This is a genomic window from Bradyrhizobium sp. CCBAU 45384 (assembly GCF_028128665.1).
Classification (GTDB): domain Bacteria; phylum Pseudomonadota; class Alphaproteobacteria; order Rhizobiales; family Xanthobacteraceae; genus Bradyrhizobium; species Bradyrhizobium manausense.
In genome coordinates, this window is record NZ_LBIZ01000120.1 from 554,726 (window position 1) to 576,216 (window position 21,491).

The window sequence follows — 21,491 nt, forward strand, 5'->3', positions numbered from 1 at the left end:
TGAAGTGCCGTCGTTGCACCTAGGTCGCGTTGCCGGGCGAGTTAGGAGGAAACGCCGGGCGAGATGCCGCAGATGCTCCCTATCCGACTCGTCATAGCTGATCGCCGTCCGATCGTTCTGCAGGGGTTTGCCTCGCTATTCGCGGCGGAGCGTGACTTCGAAATCGTCGCCTCGTGCATCAATGGAGCCGATTGCCTGGACGCACTTCGGAGGCTGACGCCGGATGTCGTGCTTGTCGAGGACGGATTTTCTGACGTGACGGCTGCTGAAATGCTCGCCGTCGCCGATGCCGAAAACCTTGCCACGCGCCTGGTCTTCTACACCGCATCCGTTGCGCGCGGCGATCTCGCTGCCGCAATCGAGGCGGGGACCTGCAGTGCGATTCCGATGCGCGAGGAGCCCGAAACCTTGATTCAATCCCTGAGGCTGGTGGCGCCGACCCCGGGGCGGGCGGCTGCCAGCAAGCCACGCAAGGGCGCGTTGGGTGAGAATGGGCTCGCCGCGCTGACGGACCAGGACCGCAAGATCATGCGCCTGGTCGCCTCCGGCATGCCGAACAAGGAGATTGCGCGCCGCCTCAAGGTCGCCCCAGGCGCCATCAAGGCGCGCCTCGATCGCATATCGGCCCAACTCGACATCAAAAGCCGGAGCGAGCTTGCGACCTTCGCCCTGTCGCGCCTCTTCGGCGGAATCGGCGCGCTCGCAGCGCTGATCTGGGCGGCGCTCGACGATGTCAGGGACGCGAGCGCGGCCGCAATTGATCATGCGGATACCGACAGCGTCACGGTCACGGCCGCAGACGGCACAAGCGCCGTCGTGACCATTAAAATTGCCACGCAAAAAACGGCTACTACGCCGGGCAAAGCGGTCAAAGCCGTGGGCAAGGTCGGCCGCATTGATCATTCCGTAGCTGGCACGCCGACGACGGCCGGCAGGCCGATCGAATCCCGTTCCGATAGTGTCGCCGGCGCGATCACGTTGCCGACACTCACATCTTCAAGGCCGGGCTTGAGCAGCGCTGGCGCATTCTTGATGACGGCGGTCGGAGTCTTGATCTACGAGTTCCTTCATAGTCCCGCGCAGGCGTTCAAGGTTGGCGATGGCCCGAACGATCTCCATGCGTCGGCTGCCGCAGGCGGCAGCAGCGAAATGGCCGCCCTCAATAGTCCCGGGACCGTCGATCCGGCGCTCAGCGGCTTCGACACCCTGGCCCGGCTCGATCCTGAAACACATCGTGACACATTCGTCTTCGCTGCTGCCCAGAGCGATGGCAGCAGCAGACATGACGAAATTCAGACCGTCGACGCAACCTGGCGCGAGGATGGCGCTGACGGCAACGCGACCCCTCACATCGGAGCCGGTGCCGTCGATGCTCTGATCGAACAGAGCGGCCTCGCGCAGGCGGCTGCCGCGAACCCATCGATGCGTGCCGAACACGACACCATGCGGGCGACCGCAGGAGAGGGGCCCGATCGTGAACCAGCGCAGCGCGATTTGCATGTTTCGGACCAAGGCGCCGCAGCCGGCAAGCCGCATGCCGAGCAGGAGTCGCGAGGGCACAATGTAAATCATGGAAAATCGCAAGCCGATGTGCAGGCGTCGGAGGACGGCGCCGCAGCCGAAAAGCAGCATGGCAAACACGACCAGGCCGGGCACACATCCAGTCCCGGGCAATCGCATCGCGATTTGCACGCTTCGGAGCATGGTTCGGCAGCTGCCGGGAAGCACGTCGCGGACGATGGACCCGGAAGTCATCTCAAGTCCGCCCAGTCGCAGCACGATGTCCACGAGACGCACGCGAATGCTTGCAAAAATCCGCACGCGGCGCCGGGCCAGGACGCTGGCAGCAACGGCGATGCGACCGATGCCTCCGGTCCGGCGCAAGCGACAGCTGCGCCCCAGCGAGGGGATTCCTTTCACTTCAAGAACGATATGGCAGAGGCCAAAGCATCCGACCATCTTAAGTCTGGCCACGGACCCGATACGATTGGACATGCTCCGCACGATGCGGAAATTGACGCTCTGGCGCAGATGCATCATGCAGACCCGATTGGCGCTTCACACGCCGAGCCAGGCGCCCTTGATCACGCAAGAGGCATTGAGCACCATTTCACGCATGATTTGGTTGTCTAAAGCGCGATGAGATCAGGATGAATCGTTATCGCGCTTTAGGTCATTGTTTGAGCATGATCTCCGCGCCAACGCGTTCCGTTGATGTCGCGAGGGAAAACCGCTTCGCACTTTTCCGGATCATGCAGCACATGGCAGGTAGGATGGGTTGAGCTGTTGCGAAACCCATCGCCTGACGGCCGGAGCCAAGCAGTCGTCGGTGCGCCGATTTCGTCAGCTTATGGCTCACAGCCGAATTTGGCGTTGAGCCGGTTTGCTCCGGGTGCTATCCTCGAGCGCCATCATTCCCGTCAGACTGATGGGGCGGACGGGTTATCAGGCTTACGGACTGCCGCCCGCCATTTGCAAATTGGAATACTTTGGCCACAGGCCCCGCCTCCGGACTTATTCCCAAGTCGGCTGCGGAAATGTTCATTGGACGTCATTTCCCTCCGTTCTTCCCATTGACTCGGAGGCGGGCTTTTTCTGTCCAACCTTTTAGAAAAGCCATCTCCCATGTTCACGTTCGGAAGCCGAGCCCGGCGCGCGGCACGTATTGACCATTCAAGGCGAGTTTGTTCCTACGTTTTGGCTTCCATATTCTCGGCGGTCTGCGTCATTGCCTTTGCGAGCGCCGCGTCCGCTCAATGCGCGGCCCGCGATGTATTGCAGAACCAGCTGAAGCTCAAGACGCGCTCGGCCCCAGCGTCCCAACAGCCTATCAAGGCCGGGCGCGACGTTGCGACATGGAAGACGATCACAATAGGTACCTTCGCTGACTCTCTTGCGTTGCGCAACGAGCTCGATAGCAAGGGCTGCCATGTCGGTGGTCAGGCCGCTGAAATCCTTGCCCGGCCGACGTTCATCGTTAGCTCCCGGAAGACACATGTAGAGCTTGTCGATCTGTCGCCCGCGCAGCTCGGGTTTACGTCCGACACCGTGACCTTGGCCAGCGTCTACGCACGCGCCCAGCAACTCGGTCTTGAACTCGCTGTGGCCGAAGTCGGCCCGCAACTGCGTCTCCAATATTTCGACCAGCCTATCGGCGAATTTCTCATCATCGGAATGGAGCCGATCAAGACATGGAGCGGCGAGCCGATTGTTCTGAATGTGGCAAATGGCGGCGCCGGATTGATACTCATCGGCCAGGATGGTCGGGCCGAAGCAGACATATCCGTGACCTCTCGTTTCATTTTCGCTCGATCCTCTCGGCCGGCAGCCGGTGCCGAGCCGACCGGATCAATCGCAGCGTTTCTACCGCAGTGAGCGAGCCATCGCATGAGCCTCGATGGTGGCCAGGGAGCTGGCGGCTTCGTTGGGGTATCTTCCGGTCTGGCACATTCGTTGCAGTTCTTATCCCGAAATGAAGTTGTTCGGTGCCGAAATCAAGACGGTGCTGAATGCGATCTGCTAGCATTTGCCGACACTAATGGTGGCAAGTATGCTGGCCGGTGTCGGGCGACCCGAGTCCTAGGATTCCGAGTCCAGGGATTTATGAGTCCGCACTCCGTCGAATTTCGGCATATGCGCAGTCCGTAGATTAGTTATAGTTGGAATCACGATGTTGACCGCAGAGGAGATCGTCAGCGTCAAGTCCTCGTTCGACATGGTGTTCGCGAACGCCACCGACATGACGACCGCGTTCTACGATCGCATATTTGAGCTTGCCCCGGAATTCAGGCCAATGTTTCCGGAGGACATCAGCATCCTGAAGCAAGATTTTATCTCGAAGCTGGCGGTGCTGGTTGGCAGTCTCGATCAGGCGACCGGGCTGTTGTCAGGCGCCGACTTGCTTGGCCGCAATCATCTGCGCTATGGCGTAAAACCTGAGCACTATCCGGTCGTCGGCGAAGCACTGCTCTGGAGCCTTGCGCGTGGTCTTGGGCCACATTGGACCGATGAGCTGGAACAAGCCTGGCGCAAGGTTTACGCCATCATTGCTCAACGCATGATAGGGGCCGGCGCGAGTCCGCCGCAATCGTCGATCCCTGACGCGTCGCGGCGCATGTGAGTTTCACCAGCACGTGTCGGTTCGCATGTTCAGATGAGGTGCTCACGCCAATGCTGAAGTGGTGCTCATACTGTCAGCAATTTCAAGGCGAAACCTCCCCATATGAGGATTGTTCCGTCACTTACGGCCTCTGCCGAAGGTGCGAGTCCGACCACCCCGATATATTCGCAAGCGAAGTCGTCAGGCACTCCGAGTTTCTCCGCCGTGTTTACGATTCACTCTACGATGCAGGGCGACGGAATGATATTCCTTCGGCTCGGCAGCTTGTTAAAGAAGCGATGGCCGCCAACTTTAGGCCCGTTGATATCCTCCTCGGAATTCTGACCCCGCTGCTCTACAAGATCGGCGAACAGTGGCGTTCCGGCACCGTCACCGTTGCGGACGAACACGAGTTCACGGTCTTTAGCGAGCGCGTGATCGAGTTGATCGAAGCCAGCATGCAGCGGGGTAGGACACGACGTCGAGCAGGCGTGCCACGGTATTTTCTCATGAACGCGCCGGGCAATACTCATACGCTGGCGATCCGCATTCTTGCCCTTTGGTTGGAAAGTCGCGGCATCTGCACACCAGCCGTCGTCAACCATCTCGATTTGCAAGACCTGCCGCAGCACATTCTCAAAGCTGCGCCCAAAGCATTGCTGATTTCGATGGCTTTGCCCCAACAACTCGACGGTGTGGCGGCCATCTCCGCCCTTGTCGGAGATTTACCGGCCGGCGCTCGTCCGAAAGTCATGGTGGGCGGATATGCGATCAAATCCGGCCTGGTCAGGTTTGTGCCTGGCGCCGATGTGGTTACCGACATCAACTCGCTGGGCACTTCCTGATCAGTGAATTTAGTGTGTAGGGTGGGTTAGGCGAAGCCGTAACCCGCCACTCCTTTATCTGCCGAAGCTGAAGAGGTGGGTTACGCCAACCAGATGCGCTTCCGCGCATCTGCTTGCCTAACCCACCCTACGAGGTGACGTTACAGCCGCTTGATCGCCACGACCTCGCTGCCGGCCGCCTTGATCCGCTCAATCGCCGGTGCGATTGGCTCGATCACCGTCGCCATGTGATGCGCGTTGGCGTGAAGCATGGTGCTGCCGTCGCGCACGATGGCGACGTGGCCTTTCCAGAAGATCAGATCGCCGCGCAGCAAGCTGCTCTGCTCATGCGGCTCCAGCGCGCGGCCGAGGCCCGTCTGCTGCATGTCGCTGTCGCGCGGGCAGCCGATGCCTGCGGCCGTCAGTGACACTTGCACCAGCCCCGAGCAATCGATACCAAAACTGCTTTTGCCGCCCCAGAGATAGGGCGTGCCGACGAAGCGTTCGGCGACCGCGACGAAATCGCCCTCGCGATGGTCGAGCGGCGAAAGATGGGTCTTCGGCACGAACGTGCCCTCGCGTGTAACGGCGAAAGGGCCGTCCTCGCGCGTGACCGTGAGCTGCGACCCCTGCACCAGCGAATCTGCCGGCGGCAATTTGATCGAGGGGCCGGGGAAGGCGAGCGTGCGCAGCGCGGTCACCTTGTGCGTCGGCGCCGCCGCCGGCTTCGCCAGTGCCGCATCCGGCAGCCAGCCGACATAGCCATCGCTGCCGAGCTGGCCCCAGGCCCAGCCCTCGCCGTTGCGATCGTAGACCGTGACGCGCTCGCCGCGCAGCGCTTCCGTCATCAGCATCGCGTTCGAGGACGGTTGCTCGCGAACCGGCGCGATCGGCGCGATGACCTCGAACTCCTCGCCCGTGACGAAGCGATCGGCCTGCACCTTGCCCTCGAGATATTTCGCGGCGAGGTCGCCGCGCGCCGGTGTCAGCCTGATATCATGCATAGCGCTCGCTCAGCATCTTGTAGATGGCGCGGGCGGCCTGGCATTCACCGCCTTCGGGCCGCGCCGGCTTGGCCGACGGCGTCCAGCCGAAAATATCCACATGCAACCAGCTTCCGGCATGCTCGACGAAGCGCTGCAAAAACAGCGCGCAGGTGATCGAGCCGGCAAAGCCGCCTGACGGCGCGTTGGTGATGGTAGCGGTCTTGGAGTCCAGCCAGGCATCGTAAGGTGGCCACAGCGGCATGCGCCACAAGGGATCGTTCTCCTGCGCCGCGCAGCGCGCGACGTCGGCGGCCAGCGTCTCATCATTGGTGTAAAAGGGCGGTAAATCCGGCCCCAGCGCAACGCGCGCAGCGCCCGTCAGCGTGCCCAGATCAATCAGCAGCTCGGGCTTTTCCTCGTCGGCCAGCGCCAGCGCGTCGGCCAGCACCAGCCGTCCTTCCGCGTCGGTGTTGCCGATCTCGACCGTGATGCCCTTGCGCGAGGTGAAGATGTCGAGCGGGCGGAAGGCATTGCCGGAAACCGCATTCTCCACGGCCGGGATCAGCACGCGCAGGCGCACCTTCAGTTTGGCGTCCATCACCATGCGCGCCAGCGCCAGCACGTTGGCGGCGCCGCCCATGTCCTTCTTCATGATCAACATGCCGCTCGACGGCTTCAAATCGAGCCCGCCGGTGTCGAAGCAGACGCCCTTGCCGACCAGCGTCACCTTGGGATGATCAGGGTCGCCCCAGCCGATATCGATCAGCCGTGGTGCGCGGCTGGAGGCCATGCCGACCGCATGGATCAGCGGAAAGTTGCTCTCCAGTTCCTCGCCGATGGTGCAGGCGTAGCTCGCGCCGTATTCGGTCGCGAGGGCTTGCGCGGCGGCGGCCAGTTGCTCCGGCCCCATGTCGTTGGACGGTGTGTTGATGAGGTCGCGCGCCAGCATCGCGGCATCAGCCATACGATCGATCTCGGCGGCGTCGACGCCATCGGGCGGCACCAGGCGGACGTCGGGTCTCTCGTCGCTGCGGTAGCGAGCGAAGCGATAACACCCCAGCGCGAAGGCCAGCGCCGCCAATCGTGCATCGTGCGGTGCATTGGCAAAGCGATAGGTGCCGGCCGGCAGCAGGCCGGGCAGGGCGCCGGGCCGGAACAGATCGCGCGACTTGGCGCCGTCGTCCTCAAGGCCGAACAGCACCTGCGCGATCGCGCCGTCAGGCGCGGGCAGCGCGAGATAGCTGCCCGGCTTGGCGGCGAAGGCGCTCGCAGCGGCGAACTGGCGCTGCGCCGGCGGCAGCGTCTCGCGCACGGCGTCCCAGCTCGACTTGGTGACGAACATGATCGGGGTGGCGGTCGAGGACGTCGCGAAGATGGAAGGCATTGGCGGGCTCGGAGGTCGTTCGGGTGGGAAGCAGATTTCGCAGAGTTTTGCGGTGGCCGCAATCGGCATTGCGCTCACCGTCGGCGAGGCGCTACTCGCAGAGCAAGACCCATGCTAGGTTCCGGCAGTGGTCGCCAAGCAGGTCATCAGGGGTGCAGAGAACGCCCGTGACCGGCGACAATGCGTGCCGGGAGGAATTGCAATGGAATTCGTGTGGAGCGGGATCACGTTCATTGGCCAGGCCATCGAGGCCATCTTTGGCTATGTCGAGCATCACCATTGGGTCTTCGCATTCCTCGCCGGCGGTTATGTCTTCTATCTCCATGATCGTTCGATCCACGCGCGGTTCGACGCGCTCGACAGACGCATTGATGAAATCCGCAAGCGTCTCGCCATCGAATATTGATCGAGCCCCTCGAAACGATCCGCGGGCGGCGCGCGTGTCTTCGTCGAGAACTGTCGTTGATGCGTGCGCTGCCGCAGGGCACCTCGCGACGTCCCACGCCCTGGCCGAGCTCGTTCCTCGACAGATCTGCGCCGCTGCAGGGCAGCATGGGCCCGCGTTAACCGGCCATTAGGGTTAACCGTCTATTGCTGGCGCGTTCGGCTCGATCAATCCGCTCGAGAGTCAAAGCGTCATGAGTCAACGGTTCCGTCCTGGCCGGCTTCTTGCGTCCGCCTCGCTGATCGCGCTGGTGGCCGCGAGCCTCGGCGGCTGCACGGCAATGTCCAAGCTCTCGGACGTCACCGGCTCGATCGGGCCGAAGGCGGAGGCGGCTGCGCCGGCCGATCCGGCGCGCGCCGTCGAGGTCTATGGCGAGCGCTATCGGGCCAATCCCAAGGATGCCGATACGGCGCTGGCCTATGGCCAGGCCCTGCGCGCCAACGGCCAGCGCGCCCAGGCCGCGGCCGTGCTCGAACAGGCGACCATCGCCAATCCCGGCAACAAGGCGCTGCTGGCCCAATACGGTCGCGCGCTCTCCGACACCGGTAATTTCCAGCAGGCCTTCGACGTGCTGTCGAAGGCGCATTCGCCCGACAATCCGGACTGGCGCCTGCTGTCGGTGCAGGGCACCTGCCTCGACCAGATGGGCCGCCACAACGAGGCGCGCGGCTATTATGCCAGCGCGCTGAAGATCGCGCCTGATGATCCCGGCGTGCTCTCCAATCTCGGCCTGTCCTACATGCTGACGAGGGACCTGCCCAAGGCGGAAGAGGCGCTGCGGCAGGCCTATGCGTCGCCGCGCGCGGGCCCGCGGGTGCGGCAGAATCTCGGCCTGGTGGTCGGCCTCCAGGGCCGCTTCGCGGAAGCCGAGACCATCGTGAAGGCGGACCTGGCGCCCGACCAAGCGGCGGCCAATGTCGCCTATCTGAAGGAGATGCTGAGCCGCAACGACGGTCCGCGCGGCGCGCCGAAGCGCACCCCGGTCGCTTCCCTCAGCCAGCCCGACTGATCCGCCGCCTTTGGCGCGATGGCGTGAATTTCATCCGATCATTCGGACGTTTGCCGCGATCCACATCACGCCGAGCCGGCGCCGGCCGGCTACTGTGCATGGGGTTGTTTTCGCGGCTTTGGATCGCGCGTCAGTGCAGCTCGGAGATCTTGATGCCGGTCGGTCCGAGAATGACGACGAACAGCACCGGCAGGAAGAACAGGATCATCGGCACCGTCAGCTTCGGCGGCAGCGCGGCGGCCTTCTTCTCGGCCTCGTTCATGCGCATGTCGCGGTTTTCCTGCGCCATGACGCGCAGGGATTGCCCGAGCGGGGTGCCGTAGCGTTCCGCCTGCTGAAGCGCCAGACAGACCGACTTGACGCCTTCGAGCCCGGTGCGCTTCGCCAGGTTTTCGTAAGCGACCTTGCGGTCCTGCAAATAGGACAGCTCGGCGGTGGTCAGGGTGAATTCCTCCGACAGCGCGATCGACTGGCCGACGATCTCCGTTGCGACCTTGCGGAACGCCATTTCCACCGACATGCCGGATTCGATGCAGATCAGCAGCAGGTCGAGCGCATCGGGAAAGGCGCGCTTGATCGAGAGCTGGCGCTTGGAGATCGCGTTCTTCAGGAACAGCATCGGCGCCTGCAGACCGAGATAGGCCGCGCCGACGCAGATGCCGATCTTGATCGGCATCGGACGGTCCATATGGGCGATCAGGAAGACGTAGACGACCGAGCCGATGAACAGCACGATCGGGGCGACCAGGCGGGCGAACAGGAACGTGATGTAAGGCGCATGGCCGCGATAGCCGGCCATGATCAGCTTGTCCCGCGCAGCCTCCTGCGCCAGCCATTTGGTGAGATTGAAGTCCTCGACCACCTTCGAGACGAGCTGCTTGGGGGTCTGGCGGAGCGAGACCTTTTCGCTCTTGTTGAGGCGCTCGCGCTCGCGCTGCCGGATGCGCTCGCGTTCGCTCGCCACCGCCTTCATGCGCTTGGAGAGGCCCTCGCCGGCGAACATCGGCATCACTAGCGTGTACACGGTGGCGCTGGCAGCGATGGCTGCCAGCAGCATGGTCATGAAGTGGGCGTCATGCAGTTTCGTAACGAGGAACTCGACCATGCGGCACCATCAATCAGAAATCGAAGTTGATCATCTTCTTCATCACCATGATGCCGATCGACATCCAGACGACGCAGCCGACCAGCATCAGCTGGCCGGTGGGATGGGTCCACAGCAGGGAGATGTAGCCGGGGGTCGTGAGATAGACGAGGAACATCACGATCGGCGGCAGCGAGCCGATGATGCCGGCCGAGGCCTTGGCTTCCATCGACATCGCCTGGATCTTCTCCTTCATCTTCTTGCGGTCGCGCAGCACCTTGGAGAGGTTGCCCAGCGCCTCGGAGAGGTTGCCGCCCGATTTCTGCTGGATCGACACCACGATGCCGAAGAAGTTGGCCTCGGGCAGCGGCATGCGCTCATAGAGGCGCGAGCAGGCCTCGCCGAGCGGCATGCCGATCGCCTGCGTCTCGATGATGGCCAGGAATTCGCTGCGCAGCGGCTCCGGCGCGTCGGCCGCGACGACCTTGATCGATTCGAACAGCGGCAGGCCGGCCTTGATGCCGCGGACGATGACGTCGACGGCGTCGGGCAGCGCTGCAAGGAACTTGTTCTCGCGACGCTTCTTCAGGAAGCCCAGGGCCCAGCGCGGCAGGCCGAAGCCGCCGGCAAAGGCAAGACCTGCCGCGCCGAGCAGGCCGCCGCCACCAAACAATGTGCCGAGGAAAAACACGCCCGCCACGACCGCGGACACGATCCAGAATTTCTGCGTGGTCCAGTCGAGCCCCGCCTGCGACAGGCGGATGTTGAGCGGGACGCTCTTCTCCTGCGTGCGCCTGGCCTCGAGATCCTTGAGCGAGCTCTCGACCTGCTCGCGGCGCGAGCGCTGGGTCTTCTCGGCCTGGCGGGCGGTCGGCGCCTCGGCGCGTGCGATCGAGGCACGGCGGCTCTCGGCCTTCCGCTCGCCCGACAGCATCGGATAGACGAAGACCCAGGCGATGCCGCCGACAGCGGCGGTGGCGAGGAAGGCGAGGGCGAGGACCTGAGTGTTCATGGCTGCGCCGGCCTGCTCACGTGTTCGGTTTCTTTTCCGCGGCGTCGAGCGCGGCGGCAAGGCGTTTCTCTTCGCCGTAATAGCGGGCGCGTTCCCAGAATTTCGGGCGGCCAATGCCGGTCGAGCGATGCTGGCCGATGATCTTGCCGTTGGCATCCTCGCCGATCAGGTCGTAGAGGAAGATGTCCTGGGTGATGATGGTGTCGCCTTCCATGCCCATCACCTCGGTGATATGGGTGATGCGGCGCGAGCCGTCGCGCAGACGCGCAGCCTGGACGATGACGTCGATCGAGGCGCAGATCATCTCGCGGATCGTTCGCGAGGGCAGCGAAAAGCCGCCCATCGTGATCATGGATTCGCAGCGTGACAGCGCTTCACGGGGATTGTTGGCGTGCAGCGTCCCCATCGAGCCGTCGTGGCCGGTGTTCATGGCCTGGAGGAGGTCGAAGGCCTCCGGGCCGCGGACTTCGCCGACGATGATGCGTTCGGGGCGCATACGCAGGCAGTTTCGCACCAGCTCGCGCATGGTGACCTGGCCTTCGCCCTCGATGTTGGGCGGGCGGGTTTCGAGCCGCACCACGTGGGGCTGCTGGAGCTGAAGCTCGGCGGCGTCCTCGCAGGTGATGACGCGCTCGTCGTGCTCGATGTAGTTGGTGAGACAGTTGAGCAGGGTGGTCTTGCCCGAGCCGGTACCGCCCGAGATCAGCACGTTGCAGCGGACGCGTCCGATGATCTGGAGAATCTCGGCGCCCTCAGGCGAGATCGCGCCGAATCTGACCAGCTGATCCAGCGTCAGCTTGTCCTTCTTGAACTTACGAATGGTGAGCGCGGGGCCGTCGATCGCGAGCGGCGGGACGATGGCGTTGACGCGCGAGCCGTCGGCGAGACGCGCGTCGCAGATCGGCGAGGATTCGTCGACGCGCCGGCCGACCTGGCTGACGATGCGCTGGCAGATGTTGAGGAGCTGCTGGTTGTCGCGGAAGCGGATACCGGTCCGCTGGATCTTGCCGCTGACTTCGATGAAGACCGTGCCGGCGCCGTTCACCATGATATCGGCGATGTCATCGCGGGCGAGCAGCGGCTCGAGCGGGCCGTAGCCGAGCACGTCGTTGCAGATGTCGTCGAGCAGCTCTTCCTGCTCGGCGATCGACATCACGATGTTCTTGATCGCGATGATCTCGTTGACGATGTCGCGGATTTCCTCGCGCGCCGATTCGGAATCGAGCTTGGCGAGCTGGGCGAGGTCGATGGCCTCGATCAGCGCGCCGAAGATGGTCGCCTTGACCTCGTAATAATTGTCCGAGCGGCGGGTTTCCATGACCGGCGGGGGCCGGGACGGCGCGAGCGGCGGGGACGCGACCACCGGCGGGGGCGGCGCGCGCGACACCGTCGGCGCCGGAGCCGAGGCAGGCTCTGGCGACACGGCGCCGGGCTTTGGAGCCCGAAAGTCGGTGTCTGTTCCGCTACGCTTACCGAACACTTAACAACTCCATGCGGCGGCTTATTTTCCCCGCAACTTGTCAATCAGCGGTGAAAGCAAGGACGACTTTTGTTTCTTCGTCTCGCTCCGGCCGGTCAGGCGCTGGGCGATCTGGAGGAACATCTCGATAGACTTATGGTTCGCGGAGATCTCCGCGATCATCTGGCCGTTGTTGGCCGCCGCGCCGAAGATCTGCGGCTCGAACGGAATCGAGACCACCGGCTGGCTCTCGATCGCCTTGGCGAATTCGGTCGCGGCGATCTCCGGCCGCTTGGGAACGCCGACCTGGTTGAGGCAGTACAGCGGCGGGCGGTCGTTGGGACGGGCGGCCTTCAGGAGATCGAACAGGTTCTTGGTATTGCGCAGATTGGCGAGATCCGGCGCCGCCACGATCAGGATGTCATCGGCGCCGATGAGGGCGCGCTTGGTCCAGCCCGACCATTGATGCGGGATGTCCAGCACGATGCAGGGCATGGTCGAGCGCAGCGTGTCGAATACGGCGTCGAAAGCGTCGGTGCCGAAATCATAGACCCGGTCGAGCGTCGCCGGCGCCGCCAGCAGGCTGAGATGGTCCGTGCATTTCGACAGCAGGCGATCGATGAAGGCGGTATCGACGCGATCGGGCGAGAACACGGCGTCCGCGATGCCCTGGGGCGGATCCTGGTTATAGTCGAGCCCGGCCGTGCCGAAAGCGAGGTCGAGATCGGCGACCACGGCGTCCATCGCAAGGTCCCGTGCAATGGCCCAGGCGACGTTGTGGGAAATGGTGGAGGCACCGACGCCGCCTTTGGCGCCGACCACGGCGATGATGCGGCCGACCGCCTTGGCTTCCGGTGCCGAGAACAGATTGCAGATCGAGCGCACGACGTCGATCGCACCGACCGGCGCGAGCACGTAGTCACTGACGCCGCGGCGCACCAGCTCGCGATAGAGCATGACGTCGTTGATACGGCCGATCACGACGACGCGGGTACCCGCGTCGCAGACGGCGGCGAGTTGGTCCAGCCCGGCCAACAGATCGTTGCGGGCGTCGCTCTCGAGCACGATCACGTTCGGCGTCGGCGCCGAGCGGTAAGCTTCGATTGCAGCCATCATGCCGCCCATCTGGATCTTCAGATGGGCCTTGCCGAGGCGGCGATCCTCGCCGGCCGATTGCACGGCTGCAGCGGTCTCCACGGTGTCGCAGAAGGCCTGGACGGAGACGCGCGGCGCGGGCGCAATATGCTCTTCGACCGGCGGCGGGATCTCCGGCTGCTCTTCCTGAGTCTGGCGCGCGTAGTTGATCATTTGCCGGTGTCGCTGAGTTTGGCCTTTTCGGCCTCGGGATAGGTGGTCGCTGTCGGCAACCCCTTGCGGTATTTCTCGAAGGCGGCGGTGCGTCGTATGGTGTAAACAGGAGTTTCAGGCCGCGGCTGCTCGAGGTCCGACGGATTGTCGACCATGGCCGCCATGTTGCGCTGATAGGCGCAGCCGAAATTGTAATAGTCCTTGTTCTCGAACCAGCCCTTGTTCTTCATCGAGGGGCCGATGTCCTCCGGCCACAGGCCGCATGGGCCCGCGACCGCTGCGATCTTCGAATAGGTCAGTCGGATCGGCGGCAGGAAGCGCTTGTCTTCCGGCCGGTAGGGGCGGGCGACGATGCCGCGCGGGGGGACGCCCCCGGCCGCCAGCATCGCCTGAATCTCTCGCATGGATTCCGCAACCGGACGTGCATTGGGCGTTCCCGTGGGCACGTCGATGTGAATCGCGCCGGTACCCTCATGCGTCCAGGTCGACGCCAGTCCCATCACGTCGGCGCGCTGGGCTGCGGTCAAGCCGCCGCGGGCGTGACCGACGAACACCACGATCGAGCGGTTCTGCTCCTCGATCGCGATCGGGTGACGTTGCTTGTAGTCGTCGGGAATGGAAGCCGTCGCCACCTCGTCGTGCTGGCAGCCGCCGAGTGCGAGCGCGATACCGACGAGCACGCCGCCGAGGCCGGCGGCGCGGTGGCGGATCTGGGGTCGTGCTTTAATCATGACTTAAGTCCCCGTTCCGCCTCAGTCGGTGATGAAGCCGTAAGTGCCGCGGTAGTTCTTGGCCGGTTCGGTCCGCCCCGGAACGCCATAAAGGCGGTTGATGTTGCCGATCAGTTCGGCCTGCGGATCGGCCGGCGCCGAGAAGCCGTCGTCCGGACGCGAGAGGTCCTTTGGCGACGTTGCGCGCACGATGTAGGGCGTCACGATCACGACCAGTTCGGTCGCGCTGTTGACGAAGTCGCGGCTGCGGAACAGCGTGCCGAGAATAGGCAGCTGCATCAGGCCCGGCAATCCGCTGACCGCCTGCTTGGTCTGCTGCTGAATCAGACCGGCCATTGCCATTGCGCCGCCGGAGGGAATCTCGAGCGAGGTCTCGGCGCGGCGGGTCCTGATCGAGGGGACGGTCACCGAGTTCACCGAGCTCGTGGTGACGGCCTGCGACAGCGTGATCGCGTTGTCGTTGGAGAGTTCAGACACCTCGGTCATCACCCGCAGGCTGATCTTGCCCTCGGTCAGCACCACGGGGGTGAAATTGAGCGAGATGCCGAACTTCTTGAAGCTGATCTGGGTGGTACAGACATGCGTGGTAGGATCGCAAGCATAGCCCGCGGGCACCGGGAATTCGCCGCCGGCGATAAACGTCGCCGATTCACCGGAGATCGCGGTCAGATTCGGCTCGGCCAGCGTGCGGATCACGCCTGCGGTTTCCATGGCGCGCAGGGTGGCCTGCACAGAGGGGCCTCCGCCGAACTTCGCGCTCAGGCTGTTGCCGTCCACGAGATTGTGGCCAAGCGCGGTGAACGGGTTCGAGTTGGTGAAGCTCACCACCGAGGTGCCGTAGTTGAGGTTCGCGGTGAGATCGATGCCGAGCTGCTTGACGATGTTTCGCGCGACTTCCGCGACGGTCACCTTCAGCATGACCTGGTCGCGGCCGCGGACCACGATCGAGTTCAGCACCTTCTCGGTGCCGCCAGCGAGACGTGCGGCGAGATCGTTGGCCTGCTGCGCTTCGACCGGGTTGGCCGCGGTGCCGCTCAGGACGACGCCCTCCCCGAGGCCGTCGATCTGGATGTCGGAATTGGGCAAGATCTGCTTCAGCGCCGCGCGCACGCCATTGAGGTCGCGCTTGACTGCGATGTCATAGGCGGCGATCTGCTGGCCGGCGGAATCGAAGAACACGATGTTGGTCTGGCCGACCGAGGCGCCGATGATGTAGGCGCGCTGGGACGAGCGGACCACCGCATTGGCAATCTTGGGATCGGCGACGAGCACGTCCTTGATGTCGCGTGGCAGGTCGATCACGATCGACTTGCCGACGCCGAGCGAAAGGAAGCGCGCGTTCATCTGACCATCGGCCGCGACCGGCGCCGCCGGACGATAGTCGGCCGCAATCACCGGCGTCAGCGCGGGGTTAAGCGTCAGCGCGAGGGCGGCCGAGAACGACAGGGCGCGGACCACGGAGGTCCGCATCGTCGCCAGATCTGCCCTGCATCTCATATCGACTGTCCTCATCGTGCTCTCGCACCCTGACTTTGAATGCCGTAGCGAATGATCGAAACGCCGTCGCGCTGCTGCGCGGATTCATCGAGCGTGATCTCGGTCGTCTTGACGTCGGCAATGCTGCGCAGCGCCAACGACAGCGTTCCGGCCTGGCGGGCTGAAGACAGCACTTTGGTCTGCGCGGAATCGAGCTCCAGGGTGACGGTCTTGCCGACCACAGCGTTCTGGCCCTCTTTCTCCTTCGGCGCCTGGTCGATGGCCAGCACGCGGACATTGGTCAGGAGGATCTCGGATGTGACGATATCCTGTCCGCTCGGGTCCGGATTCTTGAGGCGGCGCGTGAGCAGAACGTCAACGCGATCGTTGGGCAGGATAAAGCCGCCGGCACCCGTCTCCGGCGTGATTTCGGTCGAGATGGCCCGCTTGCCGCTCGGCAGGATCGCGGCCATGAAGCCGGAACCATCGGCCTTGACCAGCTTCTGGTCGCGGATCGGTTCACCCTGGATGAAAGGGGCACGGGCGATCGAGCCCGTAACCTGGGTCGCGCCGTCCGGGCGCTCGTTGCGGCGAATGAAAGTGGCGCTGGCGGTCGCCGTCGGCCAGGTCTGCCACTGCACGTCGTCCGGCTTCAGGGTCTGTCCGAGGCCGATGTCGTTCTTGGCGACCAGGACGTCGGTGGTGGGAAGCTGCGCGACCGGAGCCGCTGGAGGCGGCGCAGAGTCCGAGCCGCTCGCCAGGTACGCAGCGATGCCGCCGGCGCAGATGGCGACCGTCAGGACGACTATGCGTGCCCTATTCATACGCTTCACTTTCCACAAAACGCCGCGACGCTGCCGCCGCCGTAATCGGCAGTTGACCAGCTATTCGTCAAAGCATGGTTAATGAGGCGTATCTAAATCGCCTTAACGCCGGGTTATCGCGGCGTTCAGCGCAGTGCGAGGTGAGCGAGGTCGATCGCCTTCACCCATTCGGTTTCGGGGTAGACCAACAGTGCGCCAAGCGCGAGTGCGATGCCGTAGGGAATGCCGGTCTGCTTGTCGTGAAGCCGTGCGAGCCAGGCCTGGCCGGCAAGTCCGTAAGGGAGTGGCCATTGTCGGAACTGCAGCAGCAGCAGCGTCAGCGCTCCGCCGAACAGCGAGGCGTAGAGCAGGAAGTCCATCAATTGGGCGAAGCCGAACCAGAGCGCCACGGACGCGGCAACCTTGGCATCGCCCCCGCCCATCCAGCCCATCGCAAAGCAGGTGAAGGCCACGACGAGCAGTAGCGCGCCGGCACCGACATGGCTCAGCATCTCGTAAGGTGCCATACCACCGGCCAAGGCGAGCACGAAGAAACCCGCGACCAGCGTCAGCGACACGCGGTTGGAGATCGTCATCGTGAAAAGATCGCTGGCGGCCGCGAACGCCATCAGGGCCGGGAACAGCAGAAGGCGCGCGAGGTCGAGTGTCATGGGCTGCGTCTGGAGGCCTGGGTCTGTCGCGGAAACGGGGCGCCGGCGCATGCTAGAAGGCAGTGTTAAACAAACCGACAACGGCCGCCGCAGCTTAGGAACGACGTCGCCGGCGGTCTCACCACATGCTGGCGATGCGCATCGCCAGCGTGATCATTGCGAGCAGCAGCGCAAGGCAAACCCAATAGGCCGATGCGTCGCCGCGCGCCGTGTCCGCCTCGGTCGCCGCCATTGCGACATCGGTTCTGTGCTTACGCAACGCCACTGGAACTCGCCGTGTCATGAAAACAAAGGCCCCGGAGGTCCGGGGCTTTTGCCGTTTTCGTCGCTCGGCTTACTTCAGCGAGGTGCTGATCGAGCCGAACTTGGTGTTCAGCGTGCTGCCGAGGTTGTTAACGACAGTGATGATGGCCAGCGCGATGCCGGCGGCGATCAGACCGTATTCGATGGCGGTGGCGCCGGATTCATCCTTCACGAAACGCGCAATCAGGTTCTTCATGAACTAAACTCCGTCTGGGTGAGGTCGCCTCGTTCGGCGCTGTCTTGACGCGCCGACCATGTGAGCCGAGCTCTTTCGGCGGGGTTAATTCAATCGCTCAAACCCGCCGCGTGCGCGGTGCTTTTGGCCAGAGTGAATTTCGCCTTAAGGCGCCCGTCGTGATTCGTTCCGGTTCTGAACTCTGCGTCAACTTCACCCAACCTTAAATTTCGCGGCGTAGGCGTGTGTGGATCAGCAGCCTGGAAGAGACGCGATGATGTCGAGCCTGCCCATGCAAGTCGCCCTGATGCTCGGCGAGACCATCGCGAAGGTGATCCCCGTTACCTTCATGCTCGCGGTGGTCTTCACGGTGCTCGAGCATTTCTGGGCTTGCAATCCAGGTCCGGCGTGGTGGCGCAAGCGCGAGATCGTGACCGACATCTGCTACTGGTTCTTCGTTCCGGTGTTTGCCCGCACCATGCGGATCGGACTGCTGATCGTCACCGCCGGCATCGTCTTCAACATCCACGACGCGGACGAGCTGATCGCCTTCTACGACAATGGCCACGGCCCGCTGTCGCAATTGCCGCTCTGGCTGCAGGGCGTGCTGTTCCTGGTAGCGTCCGACTTCATGCTGTACTGGCTGCACCGGCTGTTTCACGGCGGCGGGTTCTGGAAATACCATGCGATCCATCACTCCTCAGAGGAGATCAGCTGGATTTCAGCGGCGCGCTTTCATCCGGTGAATCTGGTGCTCGGAACGATCGGCGTCGACGTCGTGCTGCTGATGGCCGGCATATCGCCGAACGTGATGATCTGGGTTGGCCCGTTCACGACCTTCCATTCGGCGTTCGTGCACGCCAATCTGAACTGGACCTTCGGGCCGTTCCGGTATGTGCTGGCGACGCCGGTGTTCCACCGCTGGCACCACACGGCGCTCGAAGAGGGCGGTGACACCAATTTTGCCGGCACTTTCCCGATCTGGGATGTGCTGTTCGGCACCTTCCGCATGCCGAAGGGCGAGCTGCCGCAGGACTATGGCAAGGACGAAGCGACCATGCCGAAGGAGATTGCCGGCCAGCTCGCCTATCCGTTCCGCCACCAGGCCGGGCGATAAAACGCAAGTCCGTTAGAACAATAGTCGGCGAATTTGCGGAACGTTCACGAATTACAGGCAGGTTAACCGGGTCGGGCGCCGGCTCCGCTTCCGATCGATTCTGCCGGTCTGTGACGTCCCGGGGTAAGAGTATGCGTAAAGAGTTTCTGCGCCGCCATGCGCGCGTCTGTCTCCTGGCTGCGGCTGCGATGCTGGCATCGCCGGCGATCGGCCTTGCCGAGCCTACCGTTGATACCATTGCCGTCAATGTCGACCAGGCCAAGCTGGTGCGCTTGCCCGGCAAGGTCGCCACCATCGTGGTCGGCAATCCCCTGATCGCCGACGTGACGCTCCAGCCCGGCGGCATGATCGTCGTGACCGGCAAGGGTTACGGCGCCACCAACTTCATCGCGCTCGATCGCGGCGGTGAGATCCTGGTCGATCGGCAGATCCAGGTCGAAGGCCCAAGCGACCGGCTCGTCACCGTCTATCGCGGGATCGAGCGGGAATCCTACAGCTGCATGCCGCTCTGCCAGCGCCGCGTCACGCTCGGCGACAGCGACCAATACTTCAACACCACGATGAGCCAGGCCGGCTCGCTGAGCAGCAATGCCAGCGGCAACGCCTCTGCGGCCGCGGCTGCCAAGACCAACTGATAAAGACGAACTGACAAAGACCGACTGACAAGACGGACCGGCACGATCGGCCGGCAGGCCAGGCGGGACCATCCGGTCCCGCACGCGGTCGCGGGCGACGTAGTTTCTGTTCTCCGGCCTTCGCACTGCCGGCGTGGTTAACCCATTGCTAACAACCCCGCCCGGCCCGAATCGAGTGTCGGAAACATTTGGACAATCAGTTTCCGATATTGATCGAGCACATGATCGCTGCCGCCGGGGAACTCAACGCGATGCCATCGCCTGTAGCTTCGAGATTGACGTTCCGGTCCGCGCTGCGACGGTTTCGCGGGAATCGCGGTGGATCGGCGGCGGTCGAGTTCGCGCTGGTTGCGCCGATCTTCTTCGCGCTGCTGTTTGCCATCATCGAGACGGCGCTGGTGTTCTTCTCAGGCCAGGTGCTCGAGACCATCACGCAGAATTCCGCCCGCGTGGTGCTGACAGGTCAGGCGCAGTCGGGGTCGGTGGCGGCCTGCGCGGTGAGCGGCGTCGCTTCGCCTTGCACGCAGGCGACGTTCAAGACTTACGTCTGTAGCCAGATTCCGGCGCTGTTCAACTGCAACAGCCTGTATGTCGACGTCACGAGCTACTCGTCCTTCTCGGCGGTAACGCTGCCGACGCATCTCGATGGGGCGTGCAATTTCGACACCAACATGAACTACAACGCCGGCAATGCCGGCGACATCGTGGTGGTCCGGCTGTTCTATCAGTGGCCGCTGTTCGTGACCGGGCTCGGCTACAACATCGGCTGCGGCAGCACGAACAAGCGGCTGCTGGTGGCAACTGCCGCGTTCAAGAACGAGCCCTACTAAAGCATGATCCGGAGAAGTGTGAAGCGGTTTTCCCTCGCGACATCAGCGGAACGCGTTTGCGCGGAGATCATGCTCAAACCAAGAGCTAAAGCGCGATGACGATTCAACCCAATCTCATCGCGCTTTAGGACAACGGATCGGGTACGGCGATGCAGGCGATTGCAAGATTATGGCGGGCGGCCGGTTTTTCGGCGTCCGAATTCCTTGCCGACGGCAGAGGTCTTGCCGCGACCGAATTCGCGGTGATCGTTCCGCTGATGCTGGTGATGATGTTCGGCACCGTCGAATTCTCGTCAGCCATCGCGATCGATCGCAAAGTGACGCTGATGGCGCGGACGCTGGCGGACCTCACTTCGCAGTCGACCACTGTCGCCGATACCGACATGACCAATTTCTTCGCGGCCTCGACCGCAATCATGACGCCTTATGACGCGACGCCCGTGTCGGCGACGATCACCGAACTTTACGTGGATTCGACGCAGACGGCGCATGTGCAGTGGAGCAAGGGGACGGCCCCGCGGGCGCAGAGATCCACTGTCTCGATTCCCACGACGCTCGCTGTCGCCAACACCTACCTGATCTTCAGCGAGGTCAGCTACATCTACACGCCGTCAGTCGGCTACGTGCTCAAGAATTTGATCACGCTGAGCGACGTCGCCTACACCCGCCCGCGTCTGTCGACCTGCGTCTATTACAGCCCGGGGACCAGTTGCACGACATATTGAGCCCATCTGCTCTTCGGACATGAAAAAAGGCCGTGCATTCCGCACGGCCTTTTCTGTCGTTGGGTGCGTTCAGGCCGATCCAGGTGCGCGCCCCACAAAGGCGTGCGCTTTCGATCTCAGCCTGCGTCGCGGAGATTGTCGGCAGCCGACTTGCCGGACCGGCGATCGGCGACGATCTCGTAGGAGACCTTCTGGCCTTCGCGCAGCGAGCCGAGGCCGGCGCGCTCGACGGCGCTGATGTGAACGAACACGTCCTTGCCGCCGTCGTCGGGCTGGATGAAGCCATAGCCCTTGGTCGCGTTAAACCACTTCACGGTTCCCATGCTCACGGGGGTAGTCCCTTCTCAGATACACAATGGTAGAGCCCGCTCGCGCAGGCAGGTTAGATCGAATTTTTGGAAGGGTCGTCAGCGTG

At 63.4% G+C, this 21,491-nt stretch carries 22 protein-coding genes; 10 read left to right on the forward strand and 12 right to left on the reverse strand.

The features are described from left to right. Window positions 1-63: 63 nt before the first annotated feature. The 4 genes from XH80_RS42360 to XH80_RS42375 all read left to right on the forward strand — a co-directional run bounded on the left by XH80_RS42360 (window position 64) and on the right by XH80_RS42375 (window position 4,944). Entirely contained in the window at window positions 64-2,133 is a 2,070-nt protein-coding gene (locus XH80_RS42360; protein WP_271603751.1) for a LuxR C-terminal-related transcriptional regulator, read from the forward strand. A 492-nt stretch (window positions 2,134-2,625) separates the two neighbouring features. Next, a complete protein-coding gene (locus tag XH80_RS42365) occupies window positions 2,626-3,375 on the forward strand; it encodes a hypothetical protein (RefSeq protein WP_271603752.1) in 750 nt (249 codons plus the stop codon). A 340-nt stretch (window positions 3,376-3,715) separates the two neighbouring features. Beyond that, window positions 3,716-4,120 carry a globin domain-containing protein gene (locus tag XH80_RS42370; protein WP_333969019.1) on the forward strand — a complete coding sequence of 135 codons (405 nt, stop codon included), beginning with the start codon at window positions 3,716-3,718 and terminating at the stop codon, window positions 4,118-4,120. A 50-nt stretch (window positions 4,121-4,170) separates the two neighbouring features. Further along, complete coding sequence (locus tag XH80_RS42375; RefSeq protein ID WP_271603754.1) at window positions 4,171-4,944, forward strand: cobalamin B12-binding domain-containing protein; 774 nt, start codon at window positions 4,171-4,173, stop codon at window positions 4,942-4,944. 140 nt (window positions 4,945-5,084) lie between these two features. Here XH80_RS42375 and XH80_RS42380 read toward each other — a convergent pair whose 3' ends face one another. Then, window positions 5,085-5,927 carry a C40 family peptidase gene (locus XH80_RS42380; RefSeq protein WP_271603755.1) on the reverse strand — a complete coding sequence of 281 codons (843 nt, stop codon included), beginning with the start codon at window positions 5,925-5,927 and terminating at the stop codon, window positions 5,085-5,087. Then, on the reverse strand, window positions 5,920-7,293 hold the full coding sequence (locus tag XH80_RS42385; RefSeq protein WP_271603756.1) for a leucyl aminopeptidase family protein: 1,374 nt from the start codon (window positions 7,291-7,293) through the stop codon (window positions 5,920-5,922). Before XH80_RS42385 ends, XH80_RS42380 begins: the two co-directional genes overlap by 8 nt. Before the next feature lie 202 nt (window positions 7,294-7,495). On the opposite strand from XH80_RS42385, the gene XH80_RS42390 reads away from it, so the two are divergent. After that, window positions 7,496-7,699 carry a hypothetical protein gene (locus XH80_RS42390; RefSeq protein WP_057759462.1) on the forward strand — a complete coding sequence of 68 codons (204 nt, stop codon included), beginning with the start codon at window positions 7,496-7,498 and terminating at the stop codon, window positions 7,697-7,699. A 232-nt stretch (window positions 7,700-7,931) separates the two neighbouring features. After that, complete coding sequence (locus XH80_RS42395) at window positions 7,932-8,747, forward strand: tetratricopeptide repeat protein (protein ID WP_271603757.1); 816 nt, start codon at window positions 7,932-7,934, stop codon at window positions 8,745-8,747. Between the two features lie 130 nt (window positions 8,748-8,877). On the opposite strand, the gene XH80_RS42400 is transcribed toward XH80_RS42395, so the two are convergent. From XH80_RS42400 to XH80_RS42440, 9 genes are all read right to left on the reverse strand, one after another. Further along, the gene (locus XH80_RS42400; RefSeq protein ID WP_271603758.1) at window positions 8,878-9,852 is read right to left on the reverse strand and encodes a type II secretion system F family protein; all 975 of its coding nucleotides are present in this window, start codon (window positions 9,850-9,852) and stop codon (window positions 8,878-8,880) included. A 13-nt stretch (window positions 9,853-9,865) separates the two neighbouring features. Next, window positions 9,866-10,843 carry a type II secretion system F family protein gene (locus XH80_RS42405; protein WP_271603759.1) on the reverse strand — a complete coding sequence of 326 codons (978 nt, stop codon included), beginning with the start codon at window positions 10,841-10,843 and terminating at the stop codon, window positions 9,866-9,868. Between the two features lie 16 nt (window positions 10,844-10,859). Further along, window positions 10,860-12,323: a CpaF family protein gene (locus XH80_RS42410; protein ID WP_083514873.1), complete on the reverse strand. Its 1,464-nt coding sequence runs from the start codon at window positions 12,321-12,323 to the stop codon at window positions 10,860-10,862. Between the two features lie 21 nt (window positions 12,324-12,344). Continuing rightward, window positions 12,345-13,610: an AAA family ATPase gene (locus XH80_RS42415; RefSeq protein ID WP_271603760.1), complete on the reverse strand. Its 1,266-nt coding sequence runs from the start codon at window positions 13,608-13,610 to the stop codon at window positions 12,345-12,347. After that, window positions 13,607-14,341: a CpaD family pilus assembly protein gene (locus XH80_RS42420; protein WP_271603761.1), complete on the reverse strand. Its 735-nt coding sequence runs from the start codon at window positions 14,339-14,341 to the stop codon at window positions 13,607-13,609. Before XH80_RS42420 ends, XH80_RS42415 begins: the two co-directional genes overlap by 4 nt. 21 nt (window positions 14,342-14,362) lie before the next feature. Next, entirely contained in the window at window positions 14,363-15,838 is a 1,476-nt protein-coding gene (locus XH80_RS42425; RefSeq protein WP_271603762.1) for a type II and III secretion system protein family protein, read from the reverse strand. Between the two features lie 11 nt (window positions 15,839-15,849). Further along, window positions 15,850-16,641, reverse strand: coding sequence for a Flp pilus assembly protein CpaB (gene cpaB, locus XH80_RS42430; protein WP_271603763.1), 792 nt, complete (start codon window positions 16,639-16,641; stop codon window positions 15,850-15,852). A 125-nt stretch (window positions 16,642-16,766) separates the two neighbouring features. Beyond that, window positions 16,767-17,291 (reverse strand): A24 family peptidase, encoded by a 525-nt coding sequence (locus XH80_RS42435; RefSeq protein WP_057759450.1) that lies wholly within the window; start codon window positions 17,289-17,291, stop codon window positions 16,767-16,769. A gap of 334 nt (window positions 17,292-17,625) precedes the next feature. Continuing rightward, complete coding sequence (locus XH80_RS42440; RefSeq protein ID WP_057759447.1) at window positions 17,626-17,790, reverse strand: Flp family type IVb pilin; 165 nt, start codon at window positions 17,788-17,790, stop codon at window positions 17,626-17,628. 256 nt (window positions 17,791-18,046) lie between these two features. On the opposite strand from XH80_RS42440, the gene XH80_RS42445 reads away from it, so the two are divergent. The 4 genes from XH80_RS42445 to XH80_RS42460 all read left to right on the forward strand — a co-directional run bounded on the left by XH80_RS42445 (window position 18,047) and on the right by XH80_RS42460 (window position 21,076). Then, window positions 18,047-18,886 carry a sterol desaturase family protein gene (locus XH80_RS42445; RefSeq protein ID WP_271603764.1) on the forward strand — a complete coding sequence of 280 codons (840 nt, stop codon included), beginning with the start codon at window positions 18,047-18,049 and terminating at the stop codon, window positions 18,884-18,886. Window positions 18,887-19,017: 131 nt separating this feature from the next. Next, complete coding sequence (locus XH80_RS42450; protein ID WP_057759446.1) at window positions 19,018-19,521, forward strand: pilus assembly protein N-terminal domain-containing protein; 504 nt, start codon at window positions 19,018-19,020, stop codon at window positions 19,519-19,521. Between the two features lie 251 nt (window positions 19,522-19,772). Further along, entirely contained in the window at window positions 19,773-20,351 is a 579-nt protein-coding gene (locus XH80_RS42455) for a TadE/TadG family type IV pilus assembly protein (RefSeq protein WP_220002264.1), read from the forward strand. Window positions 20,352-20,500: 149 nt separating this feature from the next. Continuing rightward, a complete protein-coding gene (locus tag XH80_RS42460) occupies window positions 20,501-21,076 on the forward strand; it encodes a TadE/TadG family type IV pilus assembly protein (protein WP_271603765.1) in 576 nt (191 codons plus the stop codon). Window positions 21,077-21,192: 116 nt separating this feature from the next. On the opposite strand, the gene XH80_RS42465 is transcribed toward XH80_RS42460, so the two are convergent. Further along, a complete protein-coding gene (locus tag XH80_RS42465) occupies window positions 21,193-21,405 on the reverse strand; it encodes a cold-shock protein (RefSeq protein ID WP_057759442.1) in 213 nt (70 codons plus the stop codon). Window positions 21,406-21,491 lie beyond the last annotated feature (86 nt).

Bases quoted from the DNA above. Each gene is read 5' to 3' on its own strand.
- cpaB (WP_271603763.1), bottom strand. From the start codon at position 16,641: ATGAATAGGGCACGCATAGTCGTCCTGACGGTCGCCATCTGCGCCGGC.
- XH80_RS42455 (WP_220002264.1), top strand. From the start codon at position 19,773: ATGCCATCGCCTGTAGCTTCGAGATTGACGTTCCGGTCCGCGCTGCGA.
- XH80_RS42360 (WP_271603751.1), top strand. From the start codon at position 64: ATGCCGCAGATGCTCCCTATCCGACTCGTCATAGCTGATCGCCGTCCG.
- XH80_RS42375 (WP_271603754.1), top strand. From the start codon at position 4,171: ATGCTGAAGTGGTGCTCATACTGTCAGCAATTTCAAGGCGAAACCTCC.
- XH80_RS42450 (WP_057759446.1), top strand. From the start codon at position 19,018: ATGCGTAAAGAGTTTCTGCGCCGCCATGCGCGCGTCTGTCTCCTGGCT.
- XH80_RS42405 (WP_271603759.1), bottom strand. From the start codon at position 10,843: ATGAACACTCAGGTCCTCGCCCTCGCCTTCCTCGCCACCGCCGCTGTC.
- XH80_RS42385 (WP_271603756.1), bottom strand. From the start codon at position 7,293: ATGCCTTCCATCTTCGCGACGTCCTCGACCGCCACCCCGATCATGTTC.
- XH80_RS42420 (WP_271603761.1), bottom strand. From the start codon at position 14,341: ATGATTAAAGCACGACCCCAGATCCGCCACCGCGCCGCCGGCCTCGGC.
- XH80_RS42390 (WP_057759462.1), top strand. From the start codon at position 7,496: ATGGAATTCGTGTGGAGCGGGATCACGTTCATTGGCCAGGCCATCGAG.
- XH80_RS42365 (WP_271603752.1), top strand. From the start codon at position 2,626: ATGTTCACGTTCGGAAGCCGAGCCCGGCGCGCGGCACGTATTGACCAT.
- XH80_RS42425 (WP_271603762.1), bottom strand. From the start codon at position 15,838: ATGAGATGCAGGGCAGATCTGGCGACGATGCGGACCTCCGTGGTCCGC.
- XH80_RS42415 (WP_271603760.1), bottom strand. From the start codon at position 13,610: ATGATCAACTACGCGCGCCAGACTCAGGAAGAGCAGCCGGAGATCCCG.
- XH80_RS42445 (WP_271603764.1), top strand. From the start codon at position 18,047: ATGTCGAGCCTGCCCATGCAAGTCGCCCTGATGCTCGGCGAGACCATC.
- XH80_RS42435 (WP_057759450.1), bottom strand. From the start codon at position 17,291: ATGACACTCGACCTCGCGCGCCTTCTGCTGTTCCCGGCCCTGATGGCG.
- XH80_RS42370 (WP_333969019.1), top strand. From the start codon at position 3,716: ATGGTGTTCGCGAACGCCACCGACATGACGACCGCGTTCTACGATCGC.
- XH80_RS42440 (WP_057759447.1), bottom strand. From the start codon at position 17,790: ATGAAGAACCTGATTGCGCGTTTCGTGAAGGATGAATCCGGCGCCACC.
- XH80_RS42460 (WP_271603765.1), top strand. From the start codon at position 20,501: ATGCAGGCGATTGCAAGATTATGGCGGGCGGCCGGTTTTTCGGCGTCC.
- XH80_RS42380 (WP_271603755.1), bottom strand. From the start codon at position 5,927: ATGCATGATATCAGGCTGACACCGGCGCGCGGCGACCTCGCCGCGAAA.
- XH80_RS42395 (WP_271603757.1), top strand. From the start codon at position 7,932: ATGAGTCAACGGTTCCGTCCTGGCCGGCTTCTTGCGTCCGCCTCGCTG.
- XH80_RS42400 (WP_271603758.1), bottom strand. From the start codon at position 9,852: ATGGTCGAGTTCCTCGTTACGAAACTGCATGACGCCCACTTCATGACC.